The sequence below is a fragment of the Haloarcula sp. JP-Z28 genome (assembly GCF_011440255.1).
Lineage (GTDB): Archaea > Halobacteriota > Halobacteria > Halobacteriales > Haloarculaceae > Haloarcula > Haloarcula marismortui.
In genome coordinates this window covers 56,976-72,224 of sequence record NZ_JAAOHT010000006.1, presented here as the reverse complement: position 1 = coordinate 72,224, position 15,249 = coordinate 56,976, and the positions used below count along the sequence as shown (strand labels likewise).

At 59.0% G+C, this 15,249-nt stretch carries 13 protein-coding genes; 12 read left to right on the top strand and 1 reads right to left on the bottom strand.

The genetic code is table 11. The features are described from left to right. Positions 1–13: 13 nt before the first annotated feature. Positions 14–274 (bottom strand): hypothetical protein, encoded by a 261-nt coding sequence (locus G9463_RS04900; protein ID WP_165896127.1) that lies wholly within the window; start codon positions 272–274, stop codon positions 14–16. A gap of 118 nt (positions 275–392) precedes the next feature. Here G9463_RS04900 and G9463_RS04895 point away from each other — a divergent pair, with 118 nt between their 5' ends. From G9463_RS04895 to G9463_RS04840, 12 genes are all read left to right on the top strand, one after another. Further along, the gene (locus tag G9463_RS04895) at positions 393–1,367 is read left to right on the top strand and encodes a hypothetical protein (protein ID WP_165896126.1); all 975 of its coding nucleotides are present in this window, start codon (positions 393–395) and stop codon (positions 1,365–1,367) included. 102 nt (positions 1,368–1,469) lie between these two features. Then, positions 1,470–1,637: a DUF1931 domain-containing protein gene (locus tag G9463_RS04890; RefSeq protein WP_165896125.1), complete on the top strand. Its 168-nt coding sequence runs from the start codon at positions 1,470–1,472 to the stop codon at positions 1,635–1,637. A 74-nt stretch (positions 1,638–1,711) separates the two neighbouring features. After that, positions 1,712–2,764 carry an exodeoxyribonuclease VII large subunit gene (gene xseA, locus G9463_RS04885; RefSeq protein ID WP_165896124.1) on the top strand — a complete coding sequence of 351 codons (1,053 nt, stop codon included), beginning with the start codon at positions 1,712–1,714 and terminating at the stop codon, positions 2,762–2,764. Positions 2,765–2,766: 2 nt separating this feature from the next. After that, positions 2,767–2,949, top strand: a complete 183-nt coding sequence (xseB, locus tag G9463_RS04880) for an exodeoxyribonuclease VII small subunit (protein WP_095637960.1) — start codon at positions 2,767–2,769, stop codon at positions 2,947–2,949. 203 nt (positions 2,950–3,152) lie between these two features. Beyond that, on the top strand, positions 3,153–3,401 hold the full coding sequence (locus G9463_RS04875) for a hypothetical protein (RefSeq protein ID WP_095637961.1): 249 nt from the start codon (positions 3,153–3,155) through the stop codon (positions 3,399–3,401). Between the two features lie 6 nt (positions 3,402–3,407). Continuing rightward, on the top strand, positions 3,408–3,830 hold the full coding sequence (locus G9463_RS04870) for a hypothetical protein (RefSeq protein WP_095637962.1): 423 nt from the start codon (positions 3,408–3,410) through the stop codon (positions 3,828–3,830). A 28-nt stretch (positions 3,831–3,858) separates the two neighbouring features. Continuing rightward, a complete protein-coding gene (locus tag G9463_RS04865; RefSeq protein WP_193569535.1) occupies positions 3,859–5,595 on the top strand; it encodes a hypothetical protein in 1,737 nt (578 codons plus the stop codon). A 2-nt stretch (positions 5,596–5,597) separates the two neighbouring features. Next, positions 5,598–6,434, top strand: coding sequence for a hypothetical protein (locus G9463_RS04860; RefSeq protein WP_095637964.1), 837 nt, complete (start codon positions 5,598–5,600; stop codon positions 6,432–6,434). 2 nt (positions 6,435–6,436) lie between these two features. Then, positions 6,437–7,552: a hypothetical protein gene (locus G9463_RS04855; RefSeq protein ID WP_095637965.1), complete on the top strand. Its 1,116-nt coding sequence runs from the start codon at positions 6,437–6,439 to the stop codon at positions 7,550–7,552. Between the two features lie 2 nt (positions 7,553–7,554). Further along, positions 7,555–8,676, top strand: a complete 1,122-nt coding sequence (locus G9463_RS04850) for a hypothetical protein (RefSeq protein WP_092893808.1) — start codon at positions 7,555–7,557, stop codon at positions 8,674–8,676. Then, positions 8,669–10,876 carry a VirB4 family type IV secretion system protein gene (locus G9463_RS04845; RefSeq protein WP_165896123.1) on the top strand — a complete coding sequence of 736 codons (2,208 nt, stop codon included), beginning with the start codon at positions 8,669–8,671 and terminating at the stop codon, positions 10,874–10,876. Before G9463_RS04850 ends, G9463_RS04845 begins: the two co-directional genes overlap by 8 nt. Beyond that, positions 10,869–15,188, top strand: coding sequence for a primase-like DNA-binding domain-containing protein (locus tag G9463_RS04840; protein ID WP_165896122.1), 4,320 nt, complete (start codon positions 10,869–10,871; stop codon positions 15,186–15,188). The genes G9463_RS04845 and G9463_RS04840 overlap by 8 nt, the downstream gene beginning before the upstream one ends. Positions 15,189–15,249: the final 61 nt, after the last annotated feature.

Below are 15,249 nucleotides of genomic sequence, written 5' to 3'. Positions count from 1 at the left end.
GAGGGACGATTACCTATCGTCGAGTTTTCCCGCCTACCCCACCCCCGACTCCGTCCAATAGCTCACTGAGCCCTGCATATATCGCCCCGAAACCAATCACGAGGAGTGCGGTTCCGATAATAAGGTAGATGGGGGACGCAATTTCTGTCGCAGCGCTAAAAATAGGTATCGTTGGAGGAACGACAGCAAGCCCGACCCCAAGGGCTACCACAGCGAGACCAGCCAATATAGCAACAACACCAAGACCCAGAATTACAATTTCATCCGGAATCATTACGAGCCGACCAACTCACTGGAAGGCCAAATTCCTTCACCAAGAATACACCAAATAGCGCTGATTGAGTGGCTTCTCATGACATATTAAGTAGGAACCTGAACTAACGGAGAACAATATGGTCTCTTCAGTTTCGAAAGAATTCACCTACTCCGAATCCGACGATGAAGGGGTTCGATTCGAGGATACCGCTAAAGTCGTCCTCGGCCAACGGAACAATGAGTATTTGCTCTCGATCCATTTTGAGCGGACTGACTATGTCCACCCTGAACGGAGTTCTGAAAAGGAGATATTGGAGGTGACATCCCCTTCGGTCGGATTTCTAAAAGAGATACGTTCTCTCCTTGGAAAGCGCGCTAAATCGGATGCCTTTCCAGATGCGGATCTTGAACTTGATGATGTAGACGGTGTATTCCTCGGGGAAGATGGATCTGTAGATATCGACTCTATTCTGGCCAAAGTAGATGATGGGAGGATCTATTTCACCGCATTTACTCATCCGGAGCGGGTCGGGAACGTGATGATTCCGGCATATGGCTCCACTGAAGAACAGTATGAACAGAACAACCACGTCGAACAGTTCTATGAACTTGTCGACGATTATATTCAGGAACGTGAGTCTACGCCACCGGCTACCCTCAGTGCGATTGAACACGTATGTCGGCGGTTTCCTCTCGCAGTCGCTCGTCTCCAAGACCGATATAACAACCGACCATCTGTTGAAATACAGGACGAACATGACGTCCAGGATATTCTCCACGCTCTACTCGCAGTCCAATGTGAAGATCTCCGAAAAGAGGAGGCAGCACCAAGCCACGGTGGTTCAGCTAGTCGGATTGATTTCCTTCTAAAATCCGAAAAAATCGGTGTTGAGGTCAAGCTAGCGAGCGAGACTCACGACGAGCGAGAAATTAAAAGCGAATTAGCGGAAGATAAGGAACACTATCGAGCGCACCCCGATTGTAGTCAGCTCGTCTGCTTTGTTTATGATCCGGGACACGCCATAGAAAATCCGGACGGGTTTGAAAGTGATCTGTCTGGATCTGATTCCGAATTACTGACGTCAGTCGTTGTAGCTCCGACCCTCGATTGAACATTGTTTTCAGGTCTCTAAAGTGCGACTCGCCGCTGATTTGCCGAAAGATACCGTGTTATGTGCAAAATTAATATAGCCGGCCTAAGGACTCTTTGATGGATGTCTGACCTAATCGTCAAAGCAGCCGTGAAGGACGCACTCTCGGACCACAACGTCTCGGCCGATTTCTACGACGCCCTCAATGAGGAGGTCACCGAGTTGCTCGACGACGCCGCAGAGCGTGCCGAGGCCAACGACCGGAAGACGGTCCAGCCTCGCGACCTATAGCCTAGGATATCACAGCGGACCCGTCACTCGAACGTAGCTTTTTGAGGTTCCTGTTCAAAAGTTACCAGACGTGTATGGCGGAGGCACCGGATACTGAAGGGCAGACAGTCGAACCCGATGCGGGAGAAGTCCTCAGTGTGTCAAAGCTGAACGACCGAATTGCATCGGTCGTCCAAGACACGTCTGCCCTCAACGGCGTCCGCTGTATTGGCGAGGTCACGGATCTCCATCAGAACAGTACCGCCCTCTATTTCACTCTCACCGACGGCGACGCCGAGCTTCCCTGTATGCTCTGGGCGAACCGCTATCAGAAGATGGACGCTGACCTCGAGGACGGGACGGAGGTCATCCTCGAAGGCGATATCGACTACTGGACAGAGGGCGGGAAAATCGACCTCAAACCGTGGGAAGTGATCGTCGTCGGCGACGGCGACCAAGCGGCTGCCGTCGAGCGACTGCGAAGCGAACTCGAAGAACGTGGTTGGTTCGACGACGAGCAGAAACAGCGCCCGCCGGCGTTTCCAGAACGGGTTGGTGTCGTGACCTCGCTCCGGGGCGACGCCCGGTACGACAGCCAGAACGCGATCCACGAGCAGGACCCCACCGTCGACATCCTGGTGAAGGACGCCACCGTCCAGGGGTCGGAGGCGCCCACGTCCATCGCGAACGGCATCCACCACCTCGACCGCTCCGAGAATGTCGACGCGATTATCGTCGGCCGTGGCGGGGGAAGTGATTCGAACCTCCAGGCGTTCAACACCGAGCGAGTCGCGGAGGCGATCTTCACCGCGAACACGTCCATTGTCACCGCGATCGGGCATACTGACGACCGGCTAATCGCGGATCAGGTGGCGGACGTCGCGACGATCACGCCGACGGCCGCTGGCGAGTATATCGTGAATTCCCGCGAGGAGTTCTTCGCGGGCGAGGTCAAACCGCTGGCACAGCAACTCGACGCCGCGTACGAAACCTTCCAGCAAGAGCACGAACATGAACGGGAGCTTGCCGAAGCAGTCGACGAGGCGGCCGCACCCGAGGGTCTCCCGCCGGTCTACTACAAGGCCGCAATCGCTGTGCTGCTGTTGCTGTTGTTGGCCATTACTGGGCTTTGGTTGGGGGTGATCTAAGCGTGGCAAACGACCAAGAGATCCACGACCGGCTGACCCGTGTCGAAGAAATCATTGAGCAGCTCGATGCGGACGAGTGTGACCTCGATAAGGGTACAAGGCTCCACGAGGAAGGTCAGGAACTCTTGGCCGAGGTGCGAGAAATCCTCGACAACGGGCGTGGAGAGGTCGTGGAACTCGAGTAGAGTGCCATACCAATCTTAACCAACAGTCAACGGCATCTAACCCCATTGTTGGTTAACGGAACCTTTGCAAGGTGAACGGACTATCTGATTATAATTTACTTTAGAATTTTGCGCCAGTTGGTGGCCAGAAAGCATATACCGATCTTCTAGCTATCGCACCACCATGGACCGGGGCTCAACCGGTGCATACCCACCCCGCACATATGATCACACGGGCAGTCACCATCGAAGACATCGATGATCTGTATCTGACGTGGAACAGCCATATCAACGGTTCCGCCCTCTATCGCCGCGCCCTCCGAGACGAGATGGAGCTTCGCGACGTCGACCCTGACGAGCTTCGAGATCTCTTCGAACGGGCCCGCGAACAGGGCTACACGAAAGAAGAAATCGTCGAGGAGACCAATCGCTACGCCGATCTCAAAGCACTCGTCGACGACGCAGAGGAGTAACCCGCTATGTCACAGGACAATACGCCCTCCGAGACGGTCCCGAATCGCGCCGAAAGTCAGCCGACGGCATCGAGTAGGCTTCCCAGGCAAGCTGTGTTCATCGTCGTCGTCCTGAGTCTGTTCGCTGTGGAACCCGCCGCCGCACAGACGAACGCCGTCTGTAGCGCAGACAACCTCCCCAGCATGATCGAGGGCTTCTTCCAGCTTACCACGGCGCTGGGTATTGTCGGCCTCGCAGTCGTGTGGCAGGCCGACTCCCTCATCGAGATGTTCACGATCACGCCCGAGCAGAAGAAGGGTCTCAAGCGTCACAAGCGATCGGCGATGAAGTCTACGGTCGTTCTCGTCGCCCTTGGACCACTCTACACCGTTGCCGGATCGATGATGAACCTCCCGCTGGCGCAGTGCGTAGATCTCGCCCCCTGGTAGGCGACTACCGCCCCCGTCGCGAGCCCCTATGAAACAACGAGAGCTCTCCGTGCTTATGGCCGCCCTGTTCGTGACGAGCCTAGTCACGGGTCTCGCTACTGCAAGCCCGCCACGGCCAGGCACGGAGGGGAATGGACTCACTGCGAATGAATCAGCGACGCTGTGGTCTCGCGACGCGGACAACTACATCAGCCAGGAGGAGTACCAGCAGCGATACGGCGAGGACCGTTCCGCTGTCCATCAAGTAGCAAACGGGACGGATATCACGTTCAAACAGCCGCCGGCGACTGCGGCAACGTGGACGCGGAACGACTTCGAGGACCTCGACGCTGGCGGAGCAGATACTTCCATGCATCCGCAGCACGCGGACCTTGAGGACGGTGTCTTCATCGAGGATGCCCACGCCACCATCTTCGCGGTCCAACCCTCTACCCGGGGACACCTGGAGTCCGGAGAGACACCGTTGTACATCGCGCCGAATGGGACAATGCGCGGATTCGTTGATTACCGGGTTCGCGTGCCCAACGGGAGTTCCTCCGGCAACACGACTATCTCGTGGTCGCTCACCGAGCACGAGATCGACGAGGTCCGATTGAAGAAGAACGGCGAGACCATCGCCGAGCGTGACGGGTCCCATACGCCTGCCCTCGACTACCAGATCGAGGACGACTGGAGCGCGAATCTCACGCTAGAAGCAGAGATCAGCGTTCGTCTGAAGAAGACCGTCAGGACCGACCTGGGTGACCAGACGGACGTCGACATCACCTACCGGACGGAATCACGCAACGTCTCTGATTCGATCGCCGTCGAGATTTACGATCTCTCGGCGTACCCCTACTACGCCGAGTACCCGAACGGCGACGCCGGCGTGGCCATCTTCCAGTCGCGGCCGTGGCAGGGATATACGCTCACGGAAGACGGTGAGGCACGGGTCCGTGGCGTCTGGCGGTTCTATACCGCTCGGAACACCAACTGGGATACACTCGTCAGGTCGAACCGGACCGACAGCGCCACCGTCGAGTCTGACGCGATTCCGGTCTATGTTCACGCGTACCCGTCGCGAATCGGCCCGCGTGCTGAACCAGTTCGCGATGGCCCAGAGATCATCGACATCTGGGGCACTGACCGACCGTCTCCGGTCGGCACGCTCGGCGAGGACATCAACATCGACATCGTCAACCAGTCGTACACGACGACGTACGGTGTTGCGGTTCGCGCGGAGAACGTCGACCGTGACGCGCTCCAGGTAGCGGGGATCGTACGGGGCGTGAACGCCTCGATTGTGGCACCTGACGCTGGCTCTGAGCGGCAGCTCCGGCGCAGTAATTTGACTGTTGAGGTGCTCCAGCAGAACGAAAGTCAGGCCACACTCCGCATCGAACTCCGGGACAACGAGACCGGCGCACCAATCGTGCTCAGCGATCCCGACCGACGATATCCAATCGGTGGGGCCACTCGCAACGGGTACATCACCGTCGCGGAGCAACGCGTCGAGACCAACGCCTCCGGGGTGGCGATCGTGACGATCGACGAGCCGGGTATCTACACGGCACGGTACCATCCGGGTTCGTGGCTCGGGCACGACCCCGCGTATGTGAGTGCGACGGCAACAGCTCGGTGGCATCCGCTCGGCACCATCGACGGTTGGTTCGCGTTCATTTTCGAGGTTGGCTGGCAGCTCATCCCGTTCATTGTGATGTTCTACGCTGGCAAGCGGCTCCTTCGAATGCTCGGTCCAGAAGACATCTTCCAACGGAACCCATAGTCATGACTAGAAACCACCCACACATCAGTCGGCGAACCGCCCTCCGAACAGTCGCAGGTGCCTCCCTCGTGAGCGTCGCTGGCTGTCTGAACGACAATGGCGGTTCTGGGACGCCTGGTGACGGAACGACCTCTCCAGATGGCAACGGCCCACTCACGCGTATCGCTGTCGAGGGGACAACACTCGTCGTCGAACTCTCCGGAGAGGCCGACATTGACCAGGTCAATCTCATCCAACCGAACGACGAGCTATTCGGGAAGCGTGACGTAGCTGCGGGTGCTCAACAGGTCTCGTTTGAGATCGGCACCGCATATGCGCCCGGTGAATATCGCGTACTCGCGTTGAAAGGGGAGGAGACAGTAGTTGAGACAACGACTGAACTCCGTCCAGAGATGCAGATACAGGATGTCGGACTCTATCGGAATAACCCAGATAAGTCGTGGGACGAAGTCTATGGTGAGAGCGAGACAGACCGGATCAAGAATGGCGAGGCATTCGTCACGGTAGAGAACACAGGAAGTGGTCCGGAAGCGATAACTGAACTAATCTTCTCTGGGGACGTTCCCAATCCAATTGAGAACCCCAGAGGTAGTGGAATGCACGAAACCGACCGGGTAGTGGTCTCCCCTGGCGAGACGGCCGACCTGTTCAGTAATTCGTTCCCGTTCGGTTCAGAGAGTGAGGACGGAATGGGGTGTTCCCCAGATGGTAACAGCGGGCAGTTCACGGTTATCGTCGAGACTCGAGTCGGTGGAAATCGGGTCACGAGTACCTACAATGTCCAGTATTCCGGGTCTGACGAGATGACAGACTGTGAGGTCACGATCACGGAGGCCTGACGATGGTTGATCTCATTGACGTCGTTCTTGAGGGTATCAAAGGCGTCGTTGATTGGTTCATCGGGCTCTTCATGGACGGTCTCAGGTCGGGGTATGAGACTCTGACTGAGGGAATGTTCGGAACCCCGACCCCAGAGACGAACGGAGCATTTGTCTTCGGTGAACCAACCAACGCACCCTGGCCAGCGATTCACGATGCTCTCATCGGCGGCGAAATCATGCTGGTTGCCCTTTTGCTCCTTGTGATGAGTGTTCAGGGCCGTCACACGGTTCGGATCTTCAATATTGGAAGTACCTACGAAGCCCGAAAAACGAAGAAGACGGCCTGGGTCGGTGCTTTTCTAATCATTACGTGGTATTGGGTTGGAACTCTCGCACTCTACCTCGTCGACGGGTTCACCATTGCACTAATGCCGGAGCTTTCCTCCGTAGCCTCTGCAATGCTTCAGTTCTTGGGCGCAGCCATCACAAACCCAGGGCTGGGGCTATTGTTCGCCGTGATTGGTGGAATCTCGATGTGGGCGCTGGAGGCGCTGTTCTACATCCGGATGATTCTGCTGTATGTCTACCTGTACGGAATGCCGATTGCATTTGCACTGGCCTACGGAAACATTCCGGTCGTATCCGATATCGCGATGGGGTTCTGCAAACGGTTTGTCCCGTTGGCTGTCCTCCCGCTCCCGGCAGCGATGGTCCTCAAGGGGTACGACTTGATCTACGGCGGTGGGACGCTCACACCAGGAACAGCGTTCCTCAAATATCTCGTCGCTGCGTCCCTCCCGCTGGTCGCCCTCTACATCACGTGGAAGACGTTCAAATACGCGACCCCGTTGACGGCCAAAGTCGTCGGCGGTGCAACGAAAGGCGCAGCACTCGTTGGCGGTGTCGCCGCTGGAGCCTACGTCGGTGGCGCCGGCGTCGCGACGACCGCCGCTCGGTGGGGGCCGAAAGCCGCCGCTGGCCACGCCGTCGCACAAAAAGCGGCTGCCCGCGGTGGACATGGAGGAGACGATGGCGGGACGCCATCGTACCGTCGAACAGAGAATGACCCTGGTGGAGCGACAGCGGAATCGGCGAGTGACGACCGTGGGATGGAGTTTGATCGAGGAATCCACTAACAATGTCAGCAGATCAAGACGCGGCCGCACGGCGCATCATGGATCAGTTCGGCGAGGAGAGTCGCATCCCGTATCTCAATATCGAGGAAGGGGACGTCGGCATGCTCATCGCCTTCCCCATTATTGGGCTGTTTATCGCTGGCCTCACCGGGATCGAATCACTGGCCCTCCCGTTCGTCGCTGGCGGGCTTGGCTTTGGCGTTGCCGTCATCTACGTCTCACCAACCCACCTGAACGCCTGGACGTGGACCAAAGACGTCTATCGGTATCTCAAACGGCCTCAGGTCACGTTCAGTGCGCCCGCCGACGCCGACACGAGTACCAACGAGTCAGAGCGGAACGAAGGCGGACTCGCAAACTACACGCCGTTCAAGCCGGACGAGCGGACACAGGACCTCACGAACATCAAGCGAGCGTGGCCGGGCGCTGGTGCCATCCAGCGTGAAGACGGCGCGATGGAGGCGTTCATCGAGATCGATCCGGCCAACATGGACTTCGCGATGTCCGACGACTGGGCGCAGCTGCAGGACGCCGGCGAAGAGTTCGCTAACAAAGAGCTGGACTCGAAGCTCAAACTCCACGCCACAACCCGTTCCTTCCCGGTCGAGCAGATCACCGAGACCATCGAGGATCGACTCACGGACGAAGACGTCACGGAGAACCCGATTTTCCGGGAACTCCTCGAAGAGTACCGAGAGACACGGCCGAAGGAGATGCGTGACCGGGGTATTCAGCAGGTCCGGTACTACATCGGCGTTGAAGTCAGTCCGATAGAGGTCTACGACCGCTTCCGCGACGAGGGCACCCCCGCAGAGAAGCTGACCCAGTTCCCCGTCATCGGCTTCCTGTTCAACCCGTTCGTCACCCGCCGCGAGGACCTTACCGACGTCGAACGTCGTGCGCAGATGTTCGAGAAGCTCGACAGTCGCGTGAACGACGTGCGATCCGAGTTCATCCAGCAGGCGTCGGGGTGGTCCGCACGTCGACTCAGCACGGTCGAGCTGTTCGTTCTGAATATGGACTTCTGGAACGGCCGCGAACACGACTACGACGAGGCGGAGCGTGTGGTTCGCGACCAATCGATCATCGGCCACTCGCGCCGGGAGGATCCACACGATGCGTAACGTGACCCTCCAGACCGGTGGTGGCGCGCTTGGCTCCGTCGCCGGGTGGCTCCAGAACCTGACACCAGCAGAGAGTGCAGTACTAGCCCTTGCAGTGGGTCTCGGCCTTGGCGTCGGCAGTAAGTACCTCTGGGACCGCTTCACTGCGGATGATGAACCAGACGTGGACTTCACCGATGTCCTCGACGAGGAGACACTCGAAGAAGGCGAGGCTGAACGCAAGCTCCTCGACGACATCTCCGAGTCGCACAAGACCGTCACCGCGCCCGGAGCTGTCGAGTGGGAAACGCGAGCCGCACGGGTCGGCGAGCAGTGGACGACGACACTGTACATCGCTAACTATGCCGACTACCCCAACGACGGGTATCTGAGCGACCTCTTCGAGATGACCGACGTCCAGTTCGATCTGACGGCCCACATCACGCCGAAAAATCAGGAGCGGGCCCGGAACGAACTGCAAGACATCGCGGACGACCTCCAGGTCGATGCTGACCTGGAACAGAGTATCCGGAGTGCCTACCTGCAGGAACGCGCCAACGAAGCCGCAGCGACGTACAAGGCCGTCGAGAACGGCGCGAACGTTTTCGACCAGGGGATGTTCATCACTGTGCGGGCCGACGAGAAGGACGACCTCAGAGACGCCGTCCAGACGGTCAAGAGTGCGCTCCGCGACGACCCGGCGAACCTCACGCCGAAGACCGCAATTTGTCGGCAGGACCTCGCCCTCCAGTCCGCCGCGCCCATCGGCGACAACGAATTCGGGCGGACATCAATCGCACTCGGCGGGGCCGTCGGCGCGTTGCTCTCCTCGCCGCACAACGCGACGATCCTCGAGGAGGGCGGTGTCGAGTTCGGGATTCACAAGGACAACCAGAGCCCCGTGGTCATCGACCCGTTTGCCCGAGATAACGGTTACGCGATGTTCACCGTCGGCGACACTGGTTCGGGAAAGTCGTTCAGCTCCAAGCAGAACTTCATCCGTTCCATCGAGCAGAGCAAGGACCGCATCGGCATCATCCTCGAGCCGTTGAACAACTGGGCTGGTGTCTCAGAGGCGCTCGACGCCAAACGCATCACCGTCGGTGGGACGCTCGGGCTGAATCCGTTGGAAATTCGAGAGACACCCGAACACGTCCAGCGGGCGATGGGCGAGGACGCGAGCCCGTTCAACGAGAAGCTCGACGACGCGATGAGCTTCCTCACGAACTTCTTCGCCCTCCGGGGTATCTCGCTCGGTGACCGCCGGACGACGCTCGAACTCGCGCTCAAGCGGGCGTACAAGCGCAACGGGATCACCGACGACATCTCGACGCACAGCAATCCGAGTCCGACCATCCGCGAGATGATGGACGTGTTCGAGGATATGGTCGACGAACCTGAGGAATTCGTCGTCCGGTCCGACGAAGAGGCAGGGAAGATCAAGGAGGATGCGACGTGGCTCCTCGACCAGCTCCGCCCCTTCGAGGACGACGGTCGCCACGCCAACCTCGGCCAAGAATCGGACTTCGACATCCGGGACGAGAAGGTCATCTATCTCGACCTCGCCCAACAGGAGGGGAGCGTCGACAGCAGTACGGCGCTGACCATGCAACTGCTCATCTCGCTGGTCTACGAGCGCGCGAAAGTCTCGGAGAAGGAGGTCGTGTTCTACATCGACGAGGCGCGCTACATCATGCAGGACGCCGCGAGCCTGGCGTTCCTCGAAACAGTGTTCCGGCACCACCGCCACCACGACCTCTCGATCCGGCTGGTCACCCAGACCGTCGACGAGTTCTTCGAGCACGCCGAGAGTGAGGCCATTCTCGACCAGTGTGCGGTCAAGCAGTTCCACCGCCTCGACGGGATGGATGATGAGTGGGCCGACGAGTTCGGGCTGAACTACGCGCAGATGCGGTTCGTCCAGGACGCCGTGCCCGGCAACGAGGACGCCGGCTTCTCCGAGGCCCTCGTGGGCGTCGACGGCGAGTGGCGCGGCATCCAGGTCAAAGCGATGCCCAAAGAGAAGCAAGTCATCGACTTCGAGCCAACCGAGCAACGGCGATCCTCGCTCCCTGGTACTGGCGAGGATGCTGTAGACGCGGACGTGCAGGCGTTCCAAGACGATATTGAAAGCCGAGCGACCGACAACGGACAACGCCCACCAGAGCAGACGCCAGCAGAGACTGATGGTGGCGCAGCGGGAGGTGACGAGGATGCGTGAGTACCTTCGCGTGACGCCAACCTCCGAACGCCTCAATCCGGAGCGTTTGCCGCAGGCTTTGGAGAGCCTCCACAAACTGACCTCAACGGACTCGACAGGGCTAGCTGACAAACTCAATCCGCTACATAGCGACACACCACTACGCTTCGAATTCCTCGCGCTGAGCGAGGGGAAAGATGACCCCGTCGAATTCTACTACGGTGCCGACGACCATCTGGATACCCTTGAGAAACGGCTCCGGTCGGTCTATCCCGAGACGTTCGACATCGAGCGTACCGAGGTCGACATCGCATCCCGACTCGTACAGCCTGTCGAATTCGACCGCGAGACATTCGTCGAGCACTATGAGTCAGGCGAGCTCACGTACGAGTTCGGCCCTGACGAGCAATACGAGAGTGGCACTGACGACAACAGTCAAGCGGGGTCAGGGGACGCCGAATCAGTCGCGGATGGAGGAACGGTCGGCGATCAGTCTGCCGACCACTTCATCGAAATCGAAGATACTGTCCTCGAACTCGCCCCACCAGATGCGATTCCCGAGGATGAGCCACTCACGACGCTTGCCAAACCAACGGTAACATCGAAGGGGACGATACTCGCGCGGCCAGCGATCGAGACCGTCTCCCCACTCGGCGTGCGGTGGCAAGGGTCGGCAACTCGGAAGCAGGACTGGATGACGTCACTCTCACCATTTACTGCCGACGACGAAGCAGAACTCCCCGCGGTCGATCAGCCAGGGGGTGCGCTCGCGTCGCTTGTCGACCACCTGATGGAGGCGACAGCACCAGTAGCGTTCCAAGTCGTCTTCCAACGACGCGAGAGCTGGCAGTCCGATGCCGACCTTCGCAAGGAGGACGTCATCGACGGACGAGACACACTCGCTCAGGAAATTATTGGCTCCCTTTTCGAACTCGACGATCAGTCGGAGAGCCGGGACAGAAACCAGCTGAGCGACGCCGTTGCAAAACGTGTCGCGGCAATCGAGGCGAAAAATCCGAAGCGGTCGTTCACCGCGAACATCCGAGCCATCGGGATTCCATCCGGTGGTGACGGTCGCGATGATCTCAATGAGCGGATACAATCACTTGTTCCGGTATTCGACCCGCTTGACGGGCCGTACTATGAGGTGGAAGCTGAACGGTTGCGCGACAGCGGCTTCCGGGCAGCCGCGAAAGAACGGAACGCACGAGCGGCGTTGCAGCGGCTCTTGGATCGTGAGATCACGACCGGCCGTGGGACGACCCGACCGGAGTTCGTCCTGAGTGGCCGAGAACTCGCGCACTTCGTACTCGTCCCCTCCTCGGAACAGCTGACTGTCGAGGGGACACGGGGGACGCGTGCGGAACAGCAGAGTCGGAATCCGTTGCCCCGTCCGCACCAGGACCTCATGCGTGAGTTCCGAGACGGGATGGCAATCGGGTATGCCCTCGACGACACCGGCGAGGCCGAAGATGTGCCGACACACATTCCACCCGGGCTGTTGCCCACTCATTTCGGCCGATTCGGAACAACCGGCTCTGGGAAATCGAAAGCCCTCATCAACGATATGCTGTCGCTGTACGACAACACGGAGGGGCCGACGATCCTCATCATCCCGAAGAACGACGATATGGCCCAGAATTATATGCGGGCTCACGCGCGTCGGTTCGGAATGACCGACCTCGAAGAGAACGTCGTTCACTTCCCGATCCCGGACGTCCTCCCCGGGTTCTCGTTTTTCGATCTCGAACCGTCGATGGAGAGCGGACGGCGCCGCGAAGACGCCGTCCAACGGAAGGCCGACCACTACGAAGAGATTTTGAAGCTCGTGATGGGAACCGACCGCTACGAACGGGCGACTGTAGCCCCGACTCTCATCAAGACACTCATCAAGGCCCTGTTCGACGAGGAATACGGCCGTGAGAACGGGCTATACCGAGCGTCGACGGATTACTTTGCCCACCGACAGCTCGAACACGTCGTCGACCAGCTCTGGGAAGCCGGGCCACCGAACGAAAACATCGGCGACGCTCCACGGTCGAGCGACGAGGAAGTCACCCGGACGATTCGACGGCAACTCCAGTTAGATTCGAACACCTTCGCGAACGTGATGGGCGGTGTCGGAAACCGTCTTGCGTACATTTCACAGGATACGCACCTGCGGCAGATCTTCAACAATACCGAGAACCAGTTCGACTTTCGGGATGTCCTCGACGAGGATACGGTCATCCTCTTCGACCTCGGAGACCTCCGCGACGACGCTGCCCGGATCATGACCGGTGTGATCCTGACCAATCTCGATGCAGCTCTCAAGGACCGCAAACAGGCCCTCTCCCAGCACCCGGACGACTACGTCGTGAACTTGCTCGTCGACGAGGCAGCGTCGGTCGTGGTCTCCGACATCATGAACGATCTCCTTGAGAAAGGGCGGGGATTCCGGCTCTCTGTTGGCCTGTCGATGCAGTTCCCCGAACAGATGGAGGCTGAAGGTGGGCGGAAGATTTACCTGAATGCTCTGAACAACATCGGCAGTTCACTCATCGGGAAAATCAACGTCGACCGGGAACTGGCGCGAGCGATGGCCCACGAAGAGATGGACCCCGCGGATTTCGCCAATCGGATTCGTTCGCTGCCACGAGGGGAGTGGATCGCCAGCCTGCCAAGCCCGACGTTCGGTGAAACGGGGCCGTATCCGTTCAGTCTCGAACCACTCCCGATTCCACCGGGCCACCCCGAAAGCGAATCTCCACTCACAGCGCGTGAAGAGGAGGAGTTCACTGAGACGCTCTCCTCGATACACGAGCACATCAGTGACGAACACGGCGTGCCGGCTGCAACAGACGCCTCAACAACGAGAACACCGACCGACGGACACGAGGTGCTCGATATCGGGAGCGATGACCTGGACGTCGCGATTGCGAAGGTGGTTCGGAGTCTGCAGCTTCGAGAGGGGTGCCGCGAGGAGAACGGCTGGGTGGCCGTTGAAGCAGTTGACGACGAACTCAGACGGCTCTTCGACGACGTCGACGCCGAGCCGCCATCGTATGATGCACTCGCGGACATTCGAGAACGATCACGATACCTCGATACGACCGTCGATATCGACGCCGACGAGCTCCGCATCCGGCTCACTGAAGCCGGAGAGGATGTCTCGGTACCCGATACTGGTAGCGTGCAGGCCGCTGGTGGGAGTGCCCACGACGCAGCACTCCTCCAGATCGAAGAAGAGCTCACCGCACTCGGTTTCACCGTCTCGATCCTCGCACAGGATGGCAGCGAGAAACCTGACGCAAGGGCGAGTCACCCCGACGTTGACGACCGATTCGCCATCGAAGTCGAAACGACGACACCCGAGAATCCCGCAAAGGTACTCACGAATCTCCGGAAAGCCCAAGAAGCAGGGGATATCCCGCTGTTTGTCGTTCGACCAGGAAACGACGAAACTGAGTGGGCCAAGCGCGTTGACGGCATTCTCACACCACCCGTTCGTACCCTCCAGAATGGTGAGACACGGTTCTACACGACTGACTCGAATCTCACGTTCAACGGCGGGGCAACCGAAGAAGGTGGAGTGACGGCCGTCCGCCCGGCGACCGACGACGAGAACGGGACCCAGAACATCTGGCAGCGTGATGGCGACGAGATCGTCCTTCGTGATACCAGCGGGACGGAACACATCCGCCTCCCATCGCTTGGAAAACTCTCGAAAGATCGTGTTCCAGCCATCTACAGCTACGACCACGCTGCCGACGAGTACGTCGTATACGAGCACGGTGACCAACACATCTACGAGACGAAATCGGCGTTCGAGGACGACTGGGTGCGTGTCAAGAAGCCATTCGTCCCCGAAGCCGAACTCCCCGTCCCAGACTATACACGTTCGACGTACGGCATCGTGATCCTTCACGATGAGGCGGAATCGGTCGTGTACGAAGACGGTGAGAAGCGGCCACTCTCGGTAATCACCGACGGGGCACTCCGTCCCGCCTCGCGCGAATCAGCGGCCGCTGACGAACCACCTAATCAGACCGACCAGGCAGATGAGACAGTCGAGGAAGAGCAGAAAGACCCATCGCCACCGTCGTTCAAAGCGTTCGTCGACGACTATCTCGTCGAAGACGCGGATGAAGCCGTGCCGAAAGACGATGTATTCAGTCTCTACAACGACTGGGCAGAGGCACACGGCATCGACGACCCGCTGAATAAGAGCTGGTTCACGCGGAAGCTCAACACCCACATCGAGGTGGACTCCACGAAGAAGCGAATCGACGGGGAACCCATCTGGCATTACACTGGTGTCCGCATCCGATCTGAAGAGGACTTTCAGCCATGAAACGGACGTACACGGTCCAATTCCCTGTTTCATCGCGAGTTCTCGGGAGTTGTTCCACCCA